The organism is Bradyrhizobium sp. Mp27 (assembly GCF_029953005.1).
Classification (GTDB): domain Bacteria; phylum Pseudomonadota; class Alphaproteobacteria; order Rhizobiales; family Xanthobacteraceae; genus Bradyrhizobium; species Bradyrhizobium barranii.
This window is the reverse complement of sequence record NZ_JASAUS010000014.1, coordinates 13,552-35,163: the sequence shown is the minus strand read 5'-3', so window position 1 is coordinate 35,163 and position 21,612 is coordinate 13,552. Positions and strand designations below refer to the sequence as shown.

Genomic DNA, 21,612 nt, shown 5'->3' with positions numbered 1-21,612 from the left:
TTCTTTTTTTACGCGTTTTGCTGGCGCGAACCGGTATCCACTTCGCTCGAAAACACTTCCGTCCTTACGACACCTTGCGATGCGGGGCTGATCCGCGACCCGCCCTGCCCTTGAGCCTCTTTAGGAGCGGCCCGAGCAGCGAGCGCTTCGGCTTCTTCACCTCGCCACGCCCGGCGAGGCGGTTCGCCATGTTCTGGAACAGAAGGGTGGTGCGGTGGTTCTTGGAGACCTCCGCGATCATCTGACCGTTATTGGCGGCGGTCGAGAACAGTTTCGAGTCGAACGGGATCGCCGCGATCGGCTGGCTCTCCATGGTCTTGGCGAACGCCTTGACCTCGATCTCCGCCCGCTTGTGCATGCCGACCTGGTTGATGCAGTACAGCGGCGGACGGTCGTTCGGCCGTGCCGCTTTGAGCACGCTCAGCATGTTCCTGGTGTTGCGCAGATTGGCCAGATCGGGCTCGGCCACGATCACGATGTCGTCGGCATTGACGAGCGCGCGGCGCGTCCAGCCCGACCATTGGTGGGGAACGTCGAGCACGATGCAGGGCGTGGTCATGCGCAGCGTATCGAAGATCGCATCAAAAGCTTCGGCGCCGAAATCGTAGACGCGGTCGAGCGTGGCAGGCGCCGCGAGAAGACTGAGGCGCTCGGTGCATTTGGCGAGCAGGCGCTCCATCAGCGCCGTGTCCGGCCGGTCCTGCGAGAGCACCGCGTTGGCAATGCCCTGCGCCGGGTCCTGGTTGTAGTCGAGGCCGGCGGTGCCGAAGGCGAGGTCGAGATCGATCACGACGGAATCGAGCGCGAGGTCGCGCGCGATGGTCCAGGCCACGTTGTGCGCGACCGTGGACGCACCGACGCCGCCCTTGGCGCCGACCACCGCGATGACGCGGCCGGTGATGATGGCTTCCGACGCCGAGAACAGGCTGCAGATCGAACGGACGACGTCGAGGGTTTCGACCGGTCCCACCACGTAGTCGTTGACGCCGCGGCGGACCAGCTCGCGATAGGGTGCGGTGTCGTTGGGGTTGCCGATCACGACCACGCGTGTGCCGGGATCGCAGACGCCGGCGAGATCGTCGAGGCCCTCGAGGATATCGCGTGTGCCGTCGGATTCGATCACGATGACGTTCGGCGTCGGCATCGTGTCATAGACTTCGATGGCCGCGGCAAGGCCGCCGCCCTTGGCGGTGAGATGCGCCTTGGCGAGACGGCGATCCTGCCCGGCCGCGGTGATCGCGGCGAGAGTCTGCTCGGTCTCGCAAAAGGCCTGCACCGAGATGCGAGGAACCGGCGCAATGTGGTCCTCGGGGTGCCGCGGGTCGTCCGCTTCTTCGTCGTCGTGAAGACTTGTCATTTGCCGGTGTCGCTGAGTTTGGCCTTTTCGGCCTCGGGATACATGGTCGTGGTCGCCATGCCTTTGCGGTAGCGCTCGAAGGCGATCTCGCGCCGTGCAGTGTAGGCGGGCGTCTCCGCCCGCGGCTGCTCGAGGTCGGCGGGGTTGTCGATCATGGCCGCGAGGTTGCGCTGGCTGGCGCAGCCCAGATTGAAGTACGGCCGGTTCTCGTTGTAGCCGGGGTCGAGGATGTTCGGACCGACGTCTTCCGGCCACAGCCCGCAGGGGCCGGCGACCGCGGCGATCTTCGAATAGCTCAGGCGGATGGTCGGCAGCAGGCCGGGATCCTCGGGGCGATAGGGATGCTGGACGATGGCGCGCGACGGCACGCCGCCGGATGCGAGCACCGACCGTATTTCGTGATAGGTCGCCGCCGCGGCGCGCGAATTCGCAGCGTCGCTAGGCACGTCGACGACGACGGAACCGGTGCCTTCGCGCACCCAGTCCCTGGCAATGCCCGCGACGTCCGCGTGCTGCGCGGTGGAGAGGCCGCCGCGCGCCTTGCCGACGAAGATCACGATCGACTTCTTGGCTTCCTGCACCGCGATCGGGTGGCGCTGGCGATAGTCGGTCGGCACCGTCTGGGTGACGATGTCGCCGGTGGTGTTGCAGGCGCCGAGCATGACGGAAAGCCCCGTCAGCGCGAGCGCGATCCGCAGCTTGCGACGTCGATCGGCGATCATCTTCGTCATCGCTTTGTCCCCTCTTGCCCCGTTTCTTGTCCCGGTCCCCAAACCGTCCGTCTCAGTCGATGATGAAGCCGAAATCGCCGCGGCTGCCTTCGATCGGATCGACGCTGCGCGCGATGCCATAGAGCCGGTTCATGCGGCCGAGCAGCGCCGTCTGCGCGTCCGAGGCCGGCGCAAAGCCGTCGTCTGGCCGCGACAATTCCTTCTGGGCGACCGCGCGCACCACATAGGGCGTCACGATCACCATCAGCTCGGTCTCGTTGTTGACGAAATCCTGGCTGCGGAACAGCGCGCCGATGATCGGCACCTGGTCGACGCCGGGCAGGCCGTTGATCGCCTGTTTGGTCTTCTGCTGGATAAGGCCGGCCATCGCCATCGAGCCTCCGGAGGGAATTTCCAGCGTGGTCTCGGCGCGGCGGGTCTGGACCGAGGGGATGGTGATCGAGTTGCTCGAGGTCGAGGACACCGCCTGCGTCAGCGTGATCGCGTTGGTGTTCGACAGCTCCGAGACCTCGGTCATCACGCGCAGGCTGATACGGCCTTCGCTGAGCACGAGCGGGGTGAAGTTCAGCGAGATGCCGAACTTCTTGTAGGTGACCTGGGTGGTACAGACGTGGGTGACCGGATCGCAGGAATAGCCTGCAGGGATCGGGAATTCGCCGCCGGCGATGAAGGTGGCGGATTCGCCCGAGATCGCGGTCAGGCTCGGTTCGGCCAGTGTACGCATGACGCCGGCGCTTTCCATCGCGCGCATCGTGGCGCTGACGGTGGCGACACCCTTGGCGAGGCCGGCCACGCCGAGCCCGTTGCTGCCGACGATCGGTCCGCCGCTGACCGAGAACGGGTTGGAGTTGTTGAAGTTCACGACCGCCGTGCCGGCATTCAGGCTGGCGCTGAGGTCGACGCCCAGCTGCTTGACGATGTCGCGGCGGACTTCGCCGACGACGACCTTGAGCATCACCTGGTCGCGGCCGCGCACGACGATGTTATTGACGACCTTGTCAGCGCCGTCAACGAGCTTTGCGGCGACATCGCCGGCCTGCTGGGCCTCGATCGGGCTCGACACCGAGCCGGTCAGCATCACGCTGTCGCCGACGCCTTCGATCTGCACGCCCGGCAGCGACTGGCGCAGCGCCGTGCGCATGCCGTTGAGATCGCGCTTCACCGCGATGTCGTAGGAGGCGACCTGCTGGCCGTCGGCGGTGAAGAACACGACGTTGGTCTGGCCGACCTGGCCGCCGATGATATAGGCGCGCTGCGACGAGCGGATCACTGCATTGGCGATCTTGGGATCGGCCACCAGCACGTCCTTGACCTCGCGCGGCAGGTCGATGACGACGGACTTGCCGACGCCGAGCGACAGCGAGCGCGTGCGCGCAGGCGCGATGGTCGAAACCGGCGACACGCCGAGATCCGGCGCCTGCATCGGTGCCTGGTCGCCGACCGGCGCATCCGCCGCGCCGGCGAAGTCGGGGGCTGCGATCAGCCCCAGCATCAGCACCGCCCCCGTCCAGAACGAGCGCGCGCGCTTCCCCCGAATGCGCAGGCCCGTCCGATCATCCCCGTAGTTCATGGTGTCCCCATCATCACTTCTGTGACGTCAGTTGCCGTGCCTGCACCCCGTAGCGGATCACGTTCACGCCGCCGGGCCGCTTGGCCGCCAGGTCTTCGATCGAAATCTCCGACGCGTTGGCATCGGCGATGCTTCGCAACGCGAGCGTCAGCGTGCCGCCCTGGCGCGAGGCCGACAGCGTCGCGACCTGGTCCGGCTTGAGCTCGAGCGTGACGGTCTTGCCGAGCACGGCGTTCTGGCCGTCTTTTTCTTTGGGAGCCTGGTCGATCGCGAGCACACGGATGTTGCTCAGGATGACCTCCGACAGGATCAGGTCGTTGCCGCCGGTCGCGCCGTTGGCGCCATCGGGGTTCTTCAGGCGCCGCGTCAGAACGATGTCGACGCGGTCGTTCGGCAGGATGAAGCCGCCGGCGCCGGTCTCGGCTGAAATCTCGGTGGAGACGGCTCGCATGCCGGAGGGCAGGATCGCGGCCATGAAGCCCGAGCCCTCGGCCCTCACCAGCTTCTGCTCGCGGATCGGTTCGCCCTGCATCAATGGCACGCGCGCGATCGAGCCCGCGATCTGGGTCTGGGCGTCGGGTCTGCTGTCGCGGCGGATGAAGGCGCTGCTCGCGGTCGCCGCCGGCCAGGACTGCCATTGCAGATCCTCGGGCTTCACGGCCTGGCCGAGCTGAATGTCGTTCTTCGCGATCAGCACCTCGACCGTCGGCAGCTTCTCGGCGACGGGAAGGGCGGGCGCGGGCTTGTTGTCAAAGCCGCTCGCCAGATACGCAGCGACGCCGCCGGCGCCCAGCGCGATGACGAGAACGACAATGCGTGCGGTGTTCATACGCTTCTACTCTTACGCGGGGCACTCGAACCGCACGTGGCGGGTTCCCCTGCGTCGATGAGTAGGGAGTAAAAGTATAAGGGGTGTTGCGAGGCCGAGTGTGATGGCCCGTGACGATGCGCGTTCTGGGCAGATGGTGAACGTCGCGTTATCCGCTCGGCCAATGGCCCCGTAGATTCACGCAGGACGGGACGTTCGTTCGAACGATGCGCGCGGCGTCATGGTGAATGGGTGGTTTAGTCATGGGCGCTTCGCGCAGCGTGCGCGGTAGTCGCTCCTCAGGGGGAGGAGCGTCGTTCCTCGTGTTTCAATTGATGTCCGTAGCCCGGATGGAGCGCAGCGAAATCCGGGATCACACCGCGCGCTGCACGACCCCGGATTACGCTGCGCTCCATCCGGGCTACAGGCCGGTGCTACTTCGCCCGCTTCTGCTCGATTACGTCCCAGACCTTCGCCGCGACATCCGGGCCGCCGAGCCGCGCGATGGCGCGGATGCCCGTCGGCGATGTCACGTTGATCTCGGTGAGGTTGCCGTTGATGACATCGATGCCGACGAACAGCAGGCCGCGCTCGCGCAGCGCCGGGCCGACGGTGGCGCAGATCTCGCGCTCGCGTGGCGTGAGCTCGGTCTCCTGCGCGGCGCCGCCACGCACCATGTTGGAGCGGAGGTCGTCAGCGGCCGGCACGCGGTTGACCGCGCCGGCGAACTCGCCGTTGACGAGGATGATGCGCTTGTCGCCGTGCTTCACCTCGGGGATGAACTGCTGGATCACCCAAGGCTCCTTGAACGTGACCGAGAACATGTCGAACAGCGAGCCGAAATTCATGTCCTGCGGCATCACGCGGAACACCGCTGCGCCGCCATGGCCGTGCAGCGGCTTCATCACGACGGCGCCATGCTTGTCGCGAAAGGCGTTGATCTCGTCGAGATCGCGCGAGATCAGCGTCGGCGGCATCAGCTGCGGAAAGTTCATCACGAACAGCTTTTCCGGTGCGTTGCGCACCGAGGCCGGGTCGTTGACGACCAGCGTCTTCGGATGGATGCGCTCCAGGAAATGTGTCGAGGTGATGTAGGCGAGATCGAACGGCGGATCCTGGCGCAGCAGCACCACGTCGAAGCCGTTGAGCGCTTCGCGCCTGGGCTCGCCCAGCGTGAAGTGATCGCCGGGCTCGTCGCGCACGGTCAGGAGCTGGATGGGCGCGACGATCTCCTCGCCGACCATCGAGAGCTTGTCGGGCGTGTAATAGGACAGGCCGTGGCCGCGCTTCTGCGCCTCCAGGAGCAGTGCAAAGGTGGAATCGCCCTTGATGTTGATACGGGCGATGGGGTCCATCTGGACGGCGACGTTCAGTTTCATGGTCTGCCTTTCAGGTCGAGGCGTCGAATGCCGCCAACACATGGCGCGGAAGTGAGCGCGGCGCAATCAGCATGGCGTCGAATCGCAGTTCGAATTCGGCATGCTCGGGATGCGCCACGAGCCAGCCTTGCGCGGCGTCGATGATGCGCTGCTGTTGGCGCGGGGTCACGGCGAAGGCGGCGTCATCCAGCGTAGTGCGGGCCTTGACCTCGACGAAGGCGATCAGGTTGCGGCGGCGCGCCACGATGTCGATCTCGCCATGTGGGGTGCGGTAGCGCCTGGCGAGGATGCGGTAGCCCTTGGCCATGAGATAGGCGGCGGCGCGGCTCTCCGCGGAGATGCCGGTGCGGAACGCGGCGACGCGTTCGGGCGAGGCGGCTTTCGGTTCCGCGCCCTCAGTCTTCGCCATCGCCGTCCCTCAGGTCCTTTGCGAGCTCGAGCGCGCGGGCATAGACCTCGCGGCGCGGCCGGCCCGAGAGCGCGACCGCATGCGCGACGGCATCCTTGACGCTGTGCGCGGCAAGCTGCTCGCGCAGCAGACCGTCGAGCGCATCCGAGGTCAGCAGCTCCGCGTCCGCCGCAGGCGGCGCGATCACCAGCACGAATTCGCCGCGCGTCTCCAGCGTGTCCGCTCCGCGTGCCAGCTCCTGCAGCGGCGCGCGCGAAATCTCCTCGTGCAGTTTCGTCAATTCGCGGCAGATCGCGGCTTCGCGCGTCCCCATGATCTCGGCGAGCTCGGCGAGCGTGTCCTGGACGCGGTTGCCGGAGTCGAACATCACCAGCGTCGCATCGATGCGGGCGAGCTCCGCAAGGCGCGACTTTCGCGCGGCGGATTTCGCCGGCAGAAAGCCCTCGAAGAAGAAGCGGTCAGTCGGCAATGCGGCGACGGACAGCGCGGCCAGCACCGAGGACGGGCCGGGCAGCGCGTAGACCGCATGGCCGGCCGCGCAGACCTCGCGCACCAGCTTGAAACCGGGGTCGGAGATCAGCGGCGTGCCGGCATCCGACACCAGCGCGATCGAACCGCCCTGCCCCAGCGCCTCCAGGATCCTCGGACGCGCCGCTTCCGCGTTGTGCTCGTGATATTGCTTGAGCTGCGCCGTGATCGCGTATCGCTCGGTCAGGCGCCGCGTGATGCGGGTGTCCTCGCAGGCGATGACGTCGACTCCGGCGAGCGTCTGAAGCGCGCGCAGCGTGATGTCGCCGAGATTGCCGATGGGGGTCGCGACCAGATGGAGGCCCGGCGCCGCCTTCGGCGCCGTCAGCCGATGGGCGTCGATGGAGAAACCGCGCGAGGCGGGATCCGTCGTTTCAGGTGTATTTATCGGGCTCGGCTTTGCGCGCATAATGAATCGAACTTAGGCATGATCCCCGGGGCTGGGAACCGGTCCTCGGAAAAAGATCGCGCCAGGTCAGGGGTGAGGAAGGACTGGAATGTGATCCATCCGGCATCACATTGCAGAGGGAATGAAGCGTCGGCGCCATATTCGCGGCGGAAACGCCGCCTTGATGCGGGTGACGGATGGTGGACAGCTAGCCAGGGCTTGAGGTGCGGCCGCGTTAAGTGGTCATTATCCTTTTGTTTTAGTTAACTATTTGCCGACAATATGCCTGAATCCGCGGCTTGTGTCGTGGAAAGAATGTTGTGACCGGCCGGCCGACGGCCGGTTAGAAGAGAAGTTGTGATGCTGGGCCCGCGCGATCCTAAATCTCCCGTTCAGGGCTTCCGATTATCGGGGGCGACCCGGCGAAGCGCACTCGGCCTGTTACTCGGCGCCCCCTTGCTGTCGGCCTGCGCCGGCGTGCAGCAGAGTCTCAGCCAGTTCTCCAACCCGTTCAGCAGCTCCTCCCCGGCCCCGGCTCAGCCGGCCGGACCGCCGCAACAGGCCACCACCACCGCCGGCAGCGGCGGAGTGAAGGTTGCCGTGATCCTGCCGCTCTCGGCCGCCGGCAATGCCGGCCTCGCCGCGCAGTCGATGCGCAACGCCGCCGAGATGGCGCTGGCCGAGTTCCAGAATCCCAACATCCAGCTCCTGATCAAGGACGACAACGGCAGCCCGCAAGGCGCGCAGGCGGGTGCGCAGCAGGCAGTCGACGAAGGCGCCGAGATCATTTTGGGCCCGCTGTTTGCGCAATCGGTGCCGGCGGTGGCGCAGGTCGCGCGTGCGCGCGGCATCTCGGTGATCGCGTTCTCGACCGATTCCAGCATCGCCGGCCGCGGCGTCTTTCTGCTCTCCTTCCTGCCGGCGTCCGACGTCAACCGCATCGTCGAATATTCCGCCGGCATCGGAAAGCGCTCGGTCGCGGTGCTCGTGCCCGACAACGCCTATGGCAATGTCGTCGAGGCCGCGGTGAAGGCGGCGGTGCCGCGGCGCGGCGGCCGCATTGTCGCCTTCGAGAAATACGGCGCCGATCGCGCGACGCCGGCGCGCACCGTGGCGCAGCAGCTCGGCAGCGCGGATGCGCTGTTCATCGCCGATGACGGCGATGCCGTCGTCGCGGTGGCCGATGCGATGACGGCCGCAGGAGCGAATTTGCGCAACATCCAGCTGCTCGGCACCGGCCTGTGGGACAATCCGCGCGTCTATGCCAATGCGAACTTGCAAGGCGGTCTCTACGCCGCGCCGGACCCGGCCGGCTTCCGCGCCTTCTCCGGCCGCTACCGTACCAAATACGGCGCCGAGCCGATCCGCACCGCGACGCTCGCCTATGACGCGGTCGCCCTCGTCGCCGCGCTGGCGCGCACGCAGGGCCCGACGCGCTTCTCGCCGGACGTGCTCACCAACCCTTCCGGCTTCGCCGGCATCGACGGCCTGTTCCGCTTCCGCGCCGATGGCACCAACGAGCGCGGCCTCGCCGTGATGAAGGTGACGACGGGTGGTGGCGTGGCGGTCGCGGGCTCGCCGAAGAGTTTTGGGGCGTAATCTTCGTAGCCCGGATGGAGCGCAGCGCAATCCGGGACCGGTCTCTCAACTCGCACAACCCTGGATTACGCTGCGCTCCATCCGGGCTACGGCAACTCGCTATGCCGCCAGATCCGCGACCACTGCATCAAGCACCGGAAATCCGCTGCTCGTCACGCGCAAGCGCCCCGTCGCATCCACGATGATCGCGCCCTCCTCGCGCAACAGCGCGATGCGCTTGGGATCGAGCGGGCGGCCCGACAGCGCGCTGTAGCGCTCGGGGTCGATGCCCTCGGCGAGACGCAACCCCATCAGCAAAAATTCGTCGGCGCGCTCCTCGCTGTTGAGGAGATCGTCGGTGACGTTGCCGTGGCCGTTGGTCTCGACCCGCATCAGCCAGGCTTCGGGGCGCTTCTCGGTGGCGGTGGCGTGCCTGATCCCGTCGATATCGAGGCGGCCATGGGCACCGGGGCCGATGCCGGCATATTCCTCGCCGCGCCAGTACACCAGATTGTGCCGGCACTCGGCGCCGCGCCGCGCGTGATTTGAAATCTCGTAGGCGGGCAGGCCGAGCTTGTCGCAGGTTTCCTGCGTGACATCGTAGAGCGCGCGCGCGACCGTTTCGTCCGGCGTCTTCAATTTGCCGGCCTGGTGCAGGCCGAAGAACGGCGTGCCTTCCTCGATCGTGAGCTGATAGAGCGACAGATGCTCGGCGGCTTCGTCGATCGCGAGGCGCAGCTCGTCGGCCCACATCGCCGGTGTCTGGTCGGGGCGGGCGTAGATCAGGTCGAACGAATAACGGTCGAACGAACGGCGGGCGATGGCGACCGCGTCGAGCGCTTCGCGGGCGCTGTGCATCCGGCCGAGCGCTTTCAGCGAGGCATCGTCGAGTGCTTGCACGCCGAGCGAGACGCGGTTGACGCCGGCTGAGCGATAGCCGGCAAAGCGCGTGGCTTCGACGCTGGTCGGGTTTGCCTCCAGCGTGACCTCGACATCGCTTGCGACAGTCCAGTGCTTGCCGACGGCATCGAGCACCGCGCCGACGGTTGCCGGCTGCATCAGCGACGGCGTGCCGCCGCCGAGGAAGATCGAGGTGACTTCACGGCCGGGCGCACGCTGCGCGGTCGTTTCGATCTCCCTCGCGAAAGCTGAAGCGAAGCGCGCCTCGTCGATCGCAGCGTGGCGGACGTGGCTGTTGAAGTCGCAATAGGGGCACTTCGACAGGCAGAACGGCCAGTGCACATAGACGCCGAAAGCTTGCTTAGCGCGGCTCAAGGCAGATCTCCGCCAGTTTCACGAAGGCGCGGGCGCGATGCGACAGGCCGAGGCCAAGCGGCGGCAGGCCGTGCTTCTCGATGCTGGTCATCTCGCCGAAGGTGCGATCGTGGCCATTGGGCAGGAACATCGGATCATAACCGAAGCCGGCGGTGCCGCGCGGCGGCCAGACCAAGGTGCCGTCGACGCGCGCCTCGACCTCTTCGAGATGATCGTCGGGCCAAGCGACGCAGAGCGCGGAAACGAAATGCGCGGTGCGCTTGTCCGGCGTGGTGGCGCCGCGCTCCTGCAACAGGCGCTCGATCTGCGCCATCGCCGCGGCAAAATCCTTGGCTGGACCGGCCCAGCGCGCGCTGTAGATGCCGGGCGCGCCGTCGAGCGCGTCGACCACGATGCCGGAATCGTCGGCGAAGGAGGGGAGCTTGGTCGCCTGCGCCGCCGCGATCGCCTTGATCGCGGCGTTGCTGCGGAAATCGTTGCCGGTCTCGTTGGGCTCGGGCAGGCCGAGCTCACCGGCCGACACCGCCTCGATGCCGTAAGGCGCGAGCAACTCCTTCATCTCGGCGAGCTTGCCGGGATTGTGGGTCGCGATGACGAGCTTTCCGGTGATTCGGCGGTGCATGGGCCTATTGACTACGCCACAGCCAGTTTCTGCAAGTCCACGAGCCGCGCGATACCCTTCTGGGCCAGCGCCATCAGCGCGAGGAACTCGTCCTGCGTGAACGGTTCGCGTTCCGCGGTGCCCTGCACCTCGATGATGCGGCCGTCGCCGGTCATGACGAAATTGGCGTCGGTCTGGGCTTCCGAATCCTCGGCATAGTCGAGGTCGAGCACGGGCGTGCCGTTGTAGATGCCGCAGGAGATCGCGGCGACGTTGTCGCGCAGCACCTTGGCCTTGATCATGTTGCGCGCCTTCATCCAGTTGATGCAATCGGCGAGCGCGACCCAGGCGCCGGTGATCGAGGCCGTGCGCGTGCCGCCGTCGGCCTGGAGCACGTCGCAATCGACCGTGATCTGGCGCTCACCGAGTGCTTCGAGATCGACGATGGTGCGAAGCGAGCGGCCGATCAGGCGCTGAATCTCGACTGTACGGCCGCTTTGCTTGCCCGCGGAGGCCTCGCGGCGGGTGCGTTCGGAGGTCGCGCGCGGCAGCATGCCGTATTCGGCGGTGACCCAGCCGCGGCCCTGGCCCTTCAGCCACGGCGGCAGGCGGTCTTCCAGCGTGGCGGTGACCAGCACATGGGTGTCGCCGAATTTCACCAGGCAGGAGCCTTCCGCATATTTGACCACGCCGCGCTCCAGCGTCACGGGGCGCAATTCGTCGGGCGCACGGCGGCTTGGCCGCATGGGAAATCCTCCAAAACTCTCGGAAAAGGGCTATTCGCGGTGCTTGTAGGTGGGGTGAGGGTGGGCGGCAAGGCTTTTTCACCCCGGGTTTTCCACCCCGCAAACGCCACGCTTGTCAGAACCCTCCGGGATGGACAAATTATAAGCGTCTGAGAGGAGTTACCGTCTGTGGCCCATCACGATCCGATCCATCTGATCGCGCCGCGCGCAGGCCTCGCCCAGCTCAACGAGCGTTCCCGCGACATCTTTCGTCAAATTGTCGAAAGCTATCTCGCGACCGGCGAGCCGGTTGGCTCGCGCAATATTTCGCGGCTGATCGCGATGCCGCTGTCGCCGGCCTCGGTTCGCAATGTCATGGCCGACCTGGAACAGCTCGGCCTGATCTATGCGCCCCACACCTCCGCCGGCCGATTGCCGACGGAACTCGGCTTACGCTTCTTCGTCGACGCCTTGATGCAGGTCGGCGACCTCAATGATGCCGAGCGGCAGTCGATCCAGAGCCAGCTCACCTCCGTCGGTCAGGCGCAATCGGTCGAGGCGGCGCTGGACCAGGCGCTGACGCGGCTGTCCGGTCTCACCCGCGCCGCAGCGGTCGTGCTGACCCCGAAATCCAATGTGCGGCTGAAACACATCGAATTCGTTCGGCTGGAACCGGAGAAAGCGCTGGTGATCCTGGTCGGCGAGGACGGTCAGGTCGAAAACCGCGTGCTGTCGCTGCCGCCGGGAGTTCCCTCCTCGGCGCTCACGGAAGCCGGTAATTTCCTCAATGCGCGGATCCGCGGCCGCACGCTGGCCGAGGCGCGGCTCGAGCTCGAAACCGCGCTCGGCGAAGCCCGTGCCGAGCTCGATCAGCTGACGCAAAAGGTGATTTCGGCCGGCATTGCGAGCTGGTCCGGCGGCGAGAACGAGGACCGCCAGCTGATCGTTCGCGGCCACGCCAACCTGCTCGAGGATCTGCACGCGCTGGAGGATCTGGAGCGCGTTCGCCTGTTGTTCGACGATCTCGAGACCAAGCGCGGCGTGATCGACCTTCTGGGGCGCGCCGAGACCGCCGAGGGCGTGCGGATCTTCATCGGTTCGGAGAACAAACTGTTTTCCTTGTCAGGCTCCTCCACCATCATCTCACCCTATCGGGATGCCGCCGGCCACATCGTCGGCGTTTTGGGCGTGATCGGGCCGACGCGGCTGAATTATGCCCGCGTGATCCCGACCGTGGACTACGCCGCGCGCATCGTCAGCCGCCTCCTGGGGGGCTGATCGGCGTTTCCTTCGATCACGGGCGCTTGATTTTCGTGAGCTTAGGCACGATATCCGGGCCAACAATCCCTTGAGACGAGTTCGAGAAGAGAGCCGATGACCGATCGAGACCGGCAGCCCGACGACACGACCCCACAGACCGACGAGCCCGTGGTGTCAAAACCCTACATCATGCCCGACGATCCGGAGCCCGGCTCGGTCGAGCTGTTGCAGAAGGAAGCCGCCGAGGCGCGTGACCGCATGCTGCGGACGCTGGCCGAGATGGAAAATCTGCGCAAGCGCACCACCAAGGAGGTCGCCGACGCCCGCCTCTACGGCATCACCGGCTTTGCCCGCGACGTGCTCGACATCGCCGACAATCTCCAGCGTGCGCTCGATGCCGTTCCGGCCGAGGCCCGTGCCGCGGCCGATCCGGGCCTGACCTCGCTGATCGAGGGCGTCGAGCTCACCGAGCGCTCGCTGCTCAACGCGCTGGAAAAGCACGGCGTGAAGAAGTTCGATCCGCAGGGCCAGAAGTTCGACCCGAACTTCCAGCAGGCGATGTACGAGGTGCCGGATGCGTCGGTGCCTGCGGGCACCGTCGTGCAGGTCATGCAGGCCGGCTACACCATCGGCGAGCGCGTGCTGCGCCCGGCGCTGGTCGGTGTCGCCAAGGGCGGCACCAAGGCTGCGCCGGCTGCGAACAGCAACGAAGTGAACTGAGCGGCTAACCAAGCCTTGGCGTCATTCCGGGTTCGATGCTTTGCATCGCCCCAGAACGACCGATTGCTATCTTAGGCGCTCACCGCGATATCCGCGGACTGAATCCGCTTCACGCCGGCCTTGGCCATGTCGGCCCAGGCTTTTGCCAGCGAACCCTGCGTGTCGATGCCGCGGCAGGCGTCCTCCACCACATAAACCTCGAAGCCCGCCTTGCGCGCATCGAGCGCGGTCCAGGCGACGCAGAAGTCTGTCGCGAGGCCGGCGACGAAGACACGCTTGATCTTGCGGCCCTTCAGGTAACCGGCGAGGCCGGTCGAGGTCTTGCCGTCGGCTTCCAGGAAGGCCGAATAGCTGTCGACGTCCTTGTGAAAACCCTTGCGGATGATGAGCTCGGCATGCGGGATCGCGAGGTCCTTCGACAGCGCGGCGCCGTCGGTGCCCTGCACGCAATGGTCGGGCCACAGCACCTGCTTGCCGTAGGGGAGATCGACGGTCTCGAACGGCTTCTTGCCGGAGTGCACTGACGCAAACGAAATGTGGCCCGGCGTGTGCCAGTCCTGGGTCATCACCACGTTCGCAAAGGCTTTCGCCATCTTGTTGATGACGGGAACGACCTGCTCGCCTTCCTTCACGGCGAGGCTGCCGCCAGGCAGGAAGCAGTTTTGCACGTCGATCACGAGCAGCACGGAGGCATCGTCCGGCTTGATCGATGCGGCCGCAAGGAGCGCGGTTGGAGCAAGGGCTACGAGAGCGCTTGTCCCAAGCGCCGCGAGGATTTGTCGTCGATCAAGCATCGTTCGCCTCCCTCCGGGATAATCCAATGGGAGGAAGCCTAGTTCCGTTCGTATACGAACAGAAGCCCGAAAATGCAGCCGGTTCTGTCCAGCGCTTGGGCTAACCCTTGAGACTAACCCTTGGGCTGGATGCCGTCGCGCACGGCGCGGAAGCGGGTGAAGGCGGCCGACCACTGGTCGCGCGGGGCGCTGGCGATGATGCGCAGCGAGGCGCCGCCGCTCGAGAAGCGAATCCACTGCACCACGGTCACGGGCGTCTTGCCCTTGCCGCTGACGCCGTCGATCCGGGTCTCGAAACCCTGCTGGCCGTTGATGCGGATCGGCTCGGACATGGTGACGCGCGACTCGCGCACGCCGGGGATCTGCAGCGCCGCCTCCTGGGCGAAGCGGGCGCGATCGTCGGCCTGCTGCGGGGTGGCGCCGATCAAGCCGAGGATCATGAACGGCTTCGACTCATAGCCTGCGCTCTCGTTGCCGTCGGCCAGGATGATGCTGGAGCCCGGCGCCAGCGTGCGGATGTCCTTGAAGTCGGCGAGATCGGTGATCTTGAACGGCATCAGCGCGATCTGCTCTTCGGCCGAGACCTGCTTGCGGGTTACGGCGCTCGCAAACATTTGCCGCACCGCCTCGTCGGTGTAGATCTTGGTCGCGTTCTCCGGGATCTGCACCGCGACATAGCCGGAGAAGCCGGCGCCCGGCACGATCATCGAGTAGCGCTTCACCGGCGTCTCGCCGGCCTTGCCGCTTTCCATGGTGAAATAAGCAAGACCCGCGGGGGTCTCGATCTTGTCCTGCTTGACGCCGGCGGTGCCGCCGGGATTGGAATTGAAGGCGCTCACGACCTCGCCATAGGCCGCCGGCGGCAGCTCGGTGATCAGCACCTTGACGCTGCCGTCCTCGCTCTCGAAGCCCGGAAACGTCTTGGCCGTGCTCAGGCCAACCAGCGGCACCATGCCGAGGCGCAAGCCGGGCGGGAAAACGGCATCGGCCGCAAGGGCCGGAAGCGCCGTGGCGACGAGGACGGCGAGCGCGGCGAGGGGGCGAATGAGCTTCATGGGCACTCTGATTGGTTCACATTGAGGCCGTTCGATGGTCGGCCGTTGGGCCGCTTTGTCGCGCAAAGCCGCCTTGATGGCGGCGGTCCGGCCGCCCGCCTTTTAACGGGTTTGGCCCGCCGGTAACAGGGCGGGGCAGATCACGGTGGCGGGGGCCGGCTGACGCCTGAACCTGTTAATAATTCCTCACCCGCAAGGGCGGTTGAGCCCGGATAGATCTTCCAAAACCCAATGTTTTCATGGCCGAAACTTGCGTTCGGTCCTTGCGGGCCCCTCCCCCCCTCCTATATGAGCGTCAACCATCGCAATATCGCGGATGTTTGATCTTAGGGGTTTGGAGCGGGTGCCTCTTGGGCCCAGCCAACCTGCCGCAAAAACAAGGATATCAGGACCATGGGAAAGGTCATTGGGATCGACCTCGGCACCACGAATTCGTGCGTCGCCGTGATGGATGGCAAGAACGCCAAAGTCATCGAGAATTCCGAAGGCATGCGCACGACGCCTTCGATCGTCGCTGTGACGGACGACGGTGAGCGCCTCGTCGGCCAGCCTGCCAAGCGCCAGGCCGTTACCAATCCCGAGCGTACGTTCTTCGCAGTGAAGCGCCTCATCGGCCGCCGCTACGACGACCCGATGGTCGAGAAGGACAAGAAGCTCGTTCCGTACAAGATCGTGAAGGCTTCCAACGGCGACGCCTGGGTCGAGGCCGACGGCCAGACCTACTCGCCCTCGCAGGTGTCTGCGTTCATCCTGCAAAAAATGAAGGAGACCGCGGAGGCCCATCTCGGCCAGAAGGTCGACCAGGCCGTCATCACCGTTCCCGCTTACTTCAACGACGCCCAGCGCCAGGCGACCAAGGACGCCGGCAAGATCGCGGGCCTTGAAGTGCTGCGCATCATCAACGAGCCGACCGCGGCCGCGCTCGCCTATGGTCTGGACAAGACCAAGACCGGCACGATCGCCGTGTACGATCTCGGCGGCGGCACGTTCGATATCTCCATTCTCGAAATCGGCGACGGCGTGTTCGAGGTGAAGTCGACCAACGGCGACACCTTCCTCGGCGGCGAAGACTTCGACATGCGCCTCGTGGGTTATCTGGCCGACGAGTTCCAGAAGGAGCAGGGCATCAACCTGCGCAACGACAAGCTCGCGTTGCAGCGCCTTAAGGAAGCCGCTGAAAAGGCCAAGATCGAGCTGTCGTCGACGACGCAGACCGAGATCAACCTGCCCTTCATCACCGCGGACCAGACCGGCCCCAAGCATCTGACGATGAAGCTCACCCGCGCCAAGTTCGAGGCGCTGGTCGACGATCTCGTCCAGAAGACGGTCGAGCCCTGCCGCAAGGCGCTGAAGGACGCCGGCGTCACCGCCGGTGAGATCGGCGAAGTCGTTCTGGTCGGCGGCATGTCGCGCATGCCGAAGGTCCAGGAAGTCGTGAAGCAGCTGTTCGGCAAGGAGCCGCACAAGGGCGTCAACCCGGACGAAGTCGTGGCGATCGGTGCCGCGATCCAGGCCGGCGTGCTCCAGGGCGACGTCAAGGACGTGCTGCTGCTCGACGTGACCCCGCTGTCGCTGGGCATCGAGACGCTGGGCGGCGTGTTCACCCGCATCATCGACCGCAACACCACGATCCCGACCAAGAAGAGCCAGGTGTTCTCGACCGCCGAGGACAACCAGAACGCGGTCACCATCCGCGTCTTCCAGGGCGAGCGTGAAATGGCGGCCGACAACAAGATGCTCGGCCAGTTCGACCTGATGGGCATTCCGCCGGCTCCGCGCGGCATGCCGCAGATCGAGGTGACCTTCGACATCGACGCCAACGGCATCGTCAACGTCTCGGCCAAGGACAAGGCCACGGCCAAGGAGCAGCAGATCCGCATCCAGGCCTCCGGCGGCCTGTCGGAAGCCGACATCGAGAAGATGGTCAAGGACGCCGAGGCCAACGCCGAGGCGGACAAGAAGCGCCGCGAGGCCGTCACCGCCAAGAACGAGGCGGATGGCCTGGTGCACTCCACCGAGAAGGCTCTGGCCGAGCACGGTTCGAAGGTCGCCGAGCCCGAGCGCCGCGCGATCGAGGATGCCGTCAGCGACCTCAAGGAAGCGCTGAAGGGCGACGATGCCGAGGCGATCAAGGCCAAGACCCAGACGCTGGCTCAGGCTTCGATGAAGCTCGGCGAGGCCATGTACAAGCAGCAGGCCGAGGCCGACGCCAAGAAGGATGCGGCCAAGGACGACGTCGTCGACGCGGAATTCACCGAAGTCGACGACGACAAGAACAACAAGAAGTCCGCATAAGCCCGCGAGGGTCATGATGCGGACGGCTTGCACCCCACACGCTGCACTGGCCTCCCCCCTCAGGGGGGAGGCCGTCGTGTCGGGCTCGACGGGCGGGATGCCCGTTACGATCGATCAATTCCCAGCCGTTATTCTCAACGCTGCCATGCAGCCCTCTGCCGCGAAGCAGAAGGCTGCCTATATCGTCGCGTGGCGACGTTGTTTCGCTCCGACTTGACTCGCGATTGGATAGACCGAGCCCGCCATGTCCACCAAGCGCTGCTACTACGAAACCCTCGAAGTCGAACGTTCAGCCGACGATACCGTCCTGAAGTCGTCCTTCCGCAAGCTGGCGATGAAATTCCACCCGGACCGCAATCCCGGGGACGACACCAGCGAAGTCAAGTTCAAGGAAATCAACGAGGCCTACGAGGTCCTCAAGGACAAGGACAAGCGCGCGGCCTATGACCGCTTCGGCCATGCGGCCTTCGAGCAGGGCGGTCCCGGCGGCGGCGCCGGTTTCGGTGCGGGCTTCGCCTCCTCCTTCTCCGACATCTTCGAAGACCTGTTCGGCATGGCCGGGCAGCGCGGCCGCGGCGGCCGCGAGCGTGGCGCCGACCTGCGCTACAACATGGAAATCACGCTCGAGGAAGCCTTTGGCGGCAAGACCGCGCAGATCGAGATTCCGGTCTCGGTCACCTGCGAGGCCTGCTCGGGCATCGGCGCCAAGGCCGGCACCAAGCCGAAGACCTGCTCGACCTGCGGCGGCGCCGGCCGCGTGCGGCAGTCGCAGGGCTTTTTCACGCTGGAGCGCACCTGCCCGGGCTGCCAGGGCCGCGGCCAGATGATCGAGGATGCCTGCCCGTCCTGCTCCGGCCAGGGCCGGGTCACCCGCGAGCGGACGCTGTCGGTCAACATTCCCCCGGGGGTCGAGGACGGCACCCGGATCAGGCTCGCCGGCGAGGGCGAGGCCGGGGTTCGCGGCGGCCCGCCCGGCGACCTCTACATCTTCCTGTCGCTGGCCCAGCACCAGCTCTTCCAGCGCGACGGCGCCGATTTGCACTGCCGGGTGCCGATCTCGATGGTGACGGCCGCCCTCGGCGGCGAATTCGAGGTGCCGACCATCGACAGCGGCAAAACCAAGGTGAAGGTGCCGGCCGGAACCCAGTCGGGCCGCCGATTCCGCATTGCATCAAAAGGCATGCCGGTGGTGCGCTCGCGCCAGATGGGCGACATGTACGTCCAGGTTGCCGTCGAGACCCCGCAGAATCTCACCAAGAAGCAGCAGGAATTGCTGGCGGAATTCGAAAAGCTCTCCTCCGGTAATACCCAGCCGGAATCCGTCGGCTTCTTCGCCAAGGTCAAGGATCTATTCAGTAATCGGGCGACCTGACTCGTCTTGACCGTTCCGCCTTCGGCCTATACCTGTTTATGACCATTTTCTGACACGCCGCGGTCCTGCGGTCCCGTCCGGTCCAGACATGCCATTGCCATCGTCCGCGCGTGCGTTGAAGAAGCCTCGTCTCGATGACGAGGTGCGTTTTCTCAGATCGTGGATCGAAAAGCCGCTGCACATGGGTGCGGTGATGCCTTCGGGCAAGCTGCTCGCCCGGACCATGGCGCATTACGTCGACGTCAACTCGGACGCACCCGTGGTCGAGCTCGGGCCCGGCACCGGCGCCATCACCTCGGCCTTGGTCGAGCGCGGCGTCGACCAGAAGCGCCTCGTCCTCGTCGAATACAATCCCGGCTTCTGCGCCTTGCTGCGCGACCGCTATCCGCAAGCCAAGGTGGTGCAGGGCGATGCCTATCGCCTGCGCGACACGCTCTGGAACGTGCTCAGCGCACCGGCCTCCGCCGTCGTCTCCGGCCTGCCGCTCGTGACGAAACCGATGCTGACGCGGCTCCGGCTGGTCCGCGACGCCTTCGCGGCGCTGACCCCGGGCGCGCCCTTCGTGCAGTTCACCTATGCGGTGGTGCCGCCGATCCCGAAATCGCTGCCCGGCGTGTCCACAGAGGCCTCGGAACGGATCTGGATGAACCTTCCGCCGGCCCGCGTCTGGGTGTATCGCAAGGACTAATTCCGCCGGCATTCCCCTTTGCGCGGCGGACTCGTTTCGCCGAACGCATGGAAGCGGATGTCCGCACCGAAAATCCTGATCATTCCCGGCTCGCTACGCACCGGCTCGCACAATGCGAAGCTGGCGGCGGTCGCCGCCTATGAATTCGCCCAGGCCGGCGTCGACGTCACCCGCATCTCGCTCGCCGATTTTCCGCTGCCGATCTACGACGGCGATCTCCAGGCCAAGTCGGGCGTGCCCAAGCACGCAATCAATCTCAAGCGCATGATCGGCGCGCATCATGGCGTGCTGATCGTTTCGCCCGAATATAACGCCTCGGTGCCGCCATTGCTCAAGAACGCGATCGACTGGGTCAGCCGCGTGCATGAGCTGCACGAGACGCGCGGCGACGTGTTTCGCAACCGCGCCTTCGCGCTCGCCGGCGCCTCGCAGAGCCGGCTCGGTGCGGCCCGTGCGCTCCAGGCATTGCGACTGATCCTGACCTCCTGCCACGCCAATGTGATTGCCAGCCAGCTCACGCTCGCCTTTGCCGACCAGGCCTATGACGATATGGACAGGCTGAAGAACGAGGGCGACATCGCCGCGTTGAAGGAGCTGGTGCGGCAATTGATCGACATTTCCCAACGCATGATGTGAGGTGACATGACGCCAGCCGAGATCGCCCCGAAGGACCGCCTGATCGTTGCGCTCGACCTGCCCAGCGTTGACGCCGCGGAGGCGATGATCGCAAGGCTCGGCGACAGCGTCACCTTCTACAAGATCGGCTATCAGCTCGCTTATGCCGGCGGCCTGCCGCTGATCGGCAAGCTCGCCGACAAGGGCAAGAAGGTGTTTGCCGATCTCAAGATGCACGACATCGGCAACACCGTCACGCGTGGTGTGGAGAGCGTGGCCAAGCTGGGTGCAACCTTCGTCACCGTGCACGCCTATCCGCAGACCATGAAGGGCGCGGTCGAAGGCCGCGGTAGCGCGAGCCTGAAGATTCTCGCCGTCACGGTGCTGACGTCCTACAACGACGACGATCTGCATGCGGCCGGCTATCGGCTCAGCGTCTCCGAGCTGGTCGAAGCGCGCGCGCAGCAGGCGCAGGTGCTCGGCGTCGACGGGCTGGTGTCCTCGCCCGAGGAGGTCGGCGCCTTGCGCAAGATCGTTGGCCACCAGATGAGCCTCGTCACCCCCGGCATCCGCCCGGCGGGTTCTGCGAGCGGCGACCAGAAACGCATCATGACGCCGGGCCGCGCAATTGCCGCGGGCGCCGATTACCTCGTCGTCGGACGGCCGGTGGTGGAAGCCACAGACCCCAAGGCGATCGCGGAAGCCATCCAGGCCGAGATCGCGCAGGCGCTCGGCGCATGATCTGGAAAAAGCGTGCAGCGGTTTTCCGGTCGGGTCATGCTTAGATAGACATCAACAAACAGGGAGAAGAACAATGGCAAAGGGCTACTGGATCGGGCGCGTGGACGTGAGCAGTGACGAGGGCTACAAGCCCTATGCCGTCGCCAACGGTCCGATCTTCAAGAAATGGGGTGGCCGCTTTGTCGTCCGCGCCGGCAAGTTCACCACCGTCGAAGGCCAAAGCCGCTCGCGCAACGTCGTGATTGAATTTCCCGACTACGAGACTGCGATCGCCTGCTACAACTCGCCGGAATACCAGGCCAACATCAAGGTGCGCCAGCCGCACTCCATCGCCGACCTCATCATCATCGAGGGCTATGACGGCCCGCAGCCCTGAAGACGAATTGCCGCGAGAGCCGATCCTGGATTGACGCGAGCATTATCCGGCTCTCGCGGGCAGCACGCGCGTACGATCATCGTACGCGATCGGGAGAGCGTCGCAGACATCTCCGCACGCACTTACGCCGACATCACCTTGCATCACCTTGACGGACTCATTCGCTTGAAAGCGTGAGGGTCGTTCGCGCCTGAGACGAAGATTGTGGCCGTCATTGGGTCCACCAGCTTGCCGTATTCTTTTGTCCCCAAATGGGGATTGCTGGATCGCTCTCCTTTCATCCAAGGTTGCTTGATCGGAGCCCACATCGATCGGTGATGGGCATCAAGCCAAACCGAAATTTGCGA

Annotated in this window: 21 protein-coding genes; 9 read left to right on the top strand and 12 right to left on the bottom strand. The window is 65.6% G+C overall.

What is annotated here, in order from left to right; genetic code table 11:
• Positions 1 to 64 precede the first annotated feature (64 nt).
• The 7 genes from QJT78_RS11160 to rsmI form a co-directional block, all read right to left on the bottom strand.
• Complete coding sequence (locus tag QJT78_RS11160; RefSeq protein ID WP_028148783.1) at positions 65 to 1,357, bottom strand: AAA family ATPase; 1,293 nt, start codon at positions 1,355 to 1,357, stop codon at positions 65 to 67.
• The gene (locus QJT78_RS11155; RefSeq protein ID WP_028148784.1) at positions 1,354 to 2,088 is read right to left on the bottom strand and encodes a CpaD family pilus assembly protein; all 735 of its coding nucleotides are present in this window, start codon (positions 2,086 to 2,088) and stop codon (positions 1,354 to 1,356) included. The genes QJT78_RS11160 and QJT78_RS11155 overlap by 4 nt, the downstream gene beginning before the upstream one ends.
• Before the next feature lie 52 nt (positions 2,089 to 2,140).
• The gene (locus QJT78_RS11150; protein ID WP_038944010.1) at positions 2,141 to 3,658 is read right to left on the bottom strand and encodes a type II and III secretion system protein family protein; all 1,518 of its coding nucleotides are present in this window, start codon (positions 3,656 to 3,658) and stop codon (positions 2,141 to 2,143) included.
• Positions 3,659 to 3,671: 13 nt separating this feature from the next.
• On the bottom strand, positions 3,672 to 4,487 hold the full coding sequence (cpaB, locus tag QJT78_RS11145; protein WP_014490823.1) for a Flp pilus assembly protein CpaB: 816 nt from the start codon (positions 4,485 to 4,487) through the stop codon (positions 3,672 to 3,674).
• 413 nt (positions 4,488 to 4,900) lie between these two features.
• Complete coding sequence (gene gshB, locus QJT78_RS11140; RefSeq protein WP_028148786.1) at positions 4,901 to 5,845, bottom strand: glutathione synthase; 945 nt, start codon at positions 5,843 to 5,845, stop codon at positions 4,901 to 4,903.
• Between the two features lie 10 nt (positions 5,846 to 5,855).
• The gene (locus tag QJT78_RS11135) at positions 5,856 to 6,254 is read right to left on the bottom strand and encodes a YraN family protein (protein ID WP_028148787.1); all 399 of its coding nucleotides are present in this window, start codon (positions 6,252 to 6,254) and stop codon (positions 5,856 to 5,858) included.
• Positions 6,241 to 7,191: a 16S rRNA (cytidine(1402)-2'-O)-methyltransferase gene (rsmI, locus tag QJT78_RS11130; RefSeq protein ID WP_028148788.1), complete on the bottom strand. Its 951-nt coding sequence runs from the start codon at positions 7,189 to 7,191 to the stop codon at positions 6,241 to 6,243. The genes QJT78_RS11135 and rsmI overlap by 14 nt, the downstream gene beginning before the upstream one ends.
• Positions 7,192 to 7,530: 339 nt before the next feature.
• Between rsmI and QJT78_RS11125 the strand changes: the two genes are divergently transcribed.
• Positions 7,531 to 8,769 (top strand): penicillin-binding protein activator, encoded by a 1,239-nt coding sequence (locus QJT78_RS11125; protein WP_281460231.1) that lies wholly within the window; start codon positions 7,531 to 7,533, stop codon positions 8,767 to 8,769.
• A 99-nt stretch (positions 8,770 to 8,868) separates the two neighbouring features.
• Here the strand turns inward: QJT78_RS11125 and hemW are convergent, their stop codons facing one another.
• From hemW to rph, 3 genes are read right to left on the bottom strand one after another with little or no spacing between them, the layout of a single operon-like run.
• Positions 8,869 to 10,023 (bottom strand): radical SAM family heme chaperone HemW, encoded by a 1,155-nt coding sequence (hemW, locus tag QJT78_RS11120; protein ID WP_028148790.1) that lies wholly within the window; start codon positions 10,021 to 10,023, stop codon positions 8,869 to 8,871.
• On the bottom strand, positions 10,010 to 10,645 hold the full coding sequence (gene rdgB, locus QJT78_RS11115) for an RdgB/HAM1 family non-canonical purine NTP pyrophosphatase (protein WP_028148791.1): 636 nt from the start codon (positions 10,643 to 10,645) through the stop codon (positions 10,010 to 10,012). The genes hemW and rdgB overlap by 14 nt, the downstream gene beginning before the upstream one ends.
• Positions 10,646 to 10,656: 11 nt before the next feature.
• Complete coding sequence (gene rph, locus QJT78_RS11110) at positions 10,657 to 11,370, bottom strand: ribonuclease PH (protein WP_028148792.1); 714 nt, start codon at positions 11,368 to 11,370, stop codon at positions 10,657 to 10,659.
• A gap of 168 nt (positions 11,371 to 11,538) precedes the next feature.
• Between rph and hrcA the strand changes: the two genes are divergently transcribed.
• Positions 11,539 to 12,627: a heat-inducible transcriptional repressor HrcA gene (gene hrcA / locus QJT78_RS11105; RefSeq protein WP_028148793.1), complete on the top strand. Its 1,089-nt coding sequence runs from the start codon at positions 11,539 to 11,541 to the stop codon at positions 12,625 to 12,627.
• 96 nt (positions 12,628 to 12,723) lie between these two features.
• Positions 12,724 to 13,329 (top strand): nucleotide exchange factor GrpE, encoded by a 606-nt coding sequence (gene grpE / locus QJT78_RS11100; RefSeq protein WP_028148794.1) that lies wholly within the window; start codon positions 12,724 to 12,726, stop codon positions 13,327 to 13,329.
• 71 nt (positions 13,330 to 13,400) lie between these two features.
• Here the strand turns inward: grpE and pncA are convergent, their stop codons facing one another.
• Positions 13,401 to 14,123, bottom strand: a complete 723-nt coding sequence (pncA, locus tag QJT78_RS11095) for a bifunctional nicotinamidase/pyrazinamidase (RefSeq protein WP_028148795.1) — start codon at positions 14,121 to 14,123, stop codon at positions 13,401 to 13,403.
• A 113-nt stretch (positions 14,124 to 14,236) separates the two neighbouring features.
• Positions 14,237 to 15,178: a hypothetical protein gene (locus QJT78_RS11090; protein ID WP_038944008.1), complete on the bottom strand. Its 942-nt coding sequence runs from the start codon at positions 15,176 to 15,178 to the stop codon at positions 14,237 to 14,239.
• A 393-nt stretch (positions 15,179 to 15,571) separates the two neighbouring features.
• On the opposite strand from QJT78_RS11090, the gene dnaK reads away from it, so the two are divergent.
• The 6 genes from dnaK (at position 15,572) to QJT78_RS11060 (ending at position 21,265) form a co-directional block, all read left to right on the top strand.
• The gene (gene dnaK / locus QJT78_RS11085) at positions 15,572 to 17,473 is read left to right on the top strand and encodes a molecular chaperone DnaK (RefSeq protein ID WP_028148797.1); all 1,902 of its coding nucleotides are present in this window, start codon (positions 15,572 to 15,574) and stop codon (positions 17,471 to 17,473) included.
• 244 nt (positions 17,474 to 17,717) lie between these two features.
• On the top strand, positions 17,718 to 18,845 hold the full coding sequence (dnaJ, locus tag QJT78_RS11080) for a molecular chaperone DnaJ (RefSeq protein ID WP_281460230.1): 1,128 nt from the start codon (positions 17,718 to 17,720) through the stop codon (positions 18,843 to 18,845).
• 88 nt (positions 18,846 to 18,933) lie between these two features.
• Positions 18,934 to 19,533, top strand: coding sequence for an rRNA adenine N-6-methyltransferase family protein (locus QJT78_RS11075; RefSeq protein WP_028148799.1), 600 nt, complete (start codon positions 18,934 to 18,936; stop codon positions 19,531 to 19,533).
• Positions 19,534 to 19,590: 57 nt separating this feature from the next.
• Complete coding sequence (locus QJT78_RS11070; protein WP_028148800.1) at positions 19,591 to 20,169, top strand: NAD(P)H-dependent oxidoreductase; 579 nt, start codon at positions 19,591 to 19,593, stop codon at positions 20,167 to 20,169.
• Positions 20,170 to 20,175: 6 nt separating this feature from the next.
• Complete coding sequence (gene pyrF / locus QJT78_RS11065) at positions 20,176 to 20,889, top strand: orotidine-5'-phosphate decarboxylase (protein ID WP_028148801.1); 714 nt, start codon at positions 20,176 to 20,178, stop codon at positions 20,887 to 20,889.
• 73 nt (positions 20,890 to 20,962) lie between these two features.
• Positions 20,963 to 21,265 (top strand): DUF1330 domain-containing protein, encoded by a 303-nt coding sequence (locus tag QJT78_RS11060; RefSeq protein WP_028148802.1) that lies wholly within the window; start codon positions 20,963 to 20,965, stop codon positions 21,263 to 21,265.
• Positions 21,266 to 21,612 lie beyond the last annotated feature (347 nt).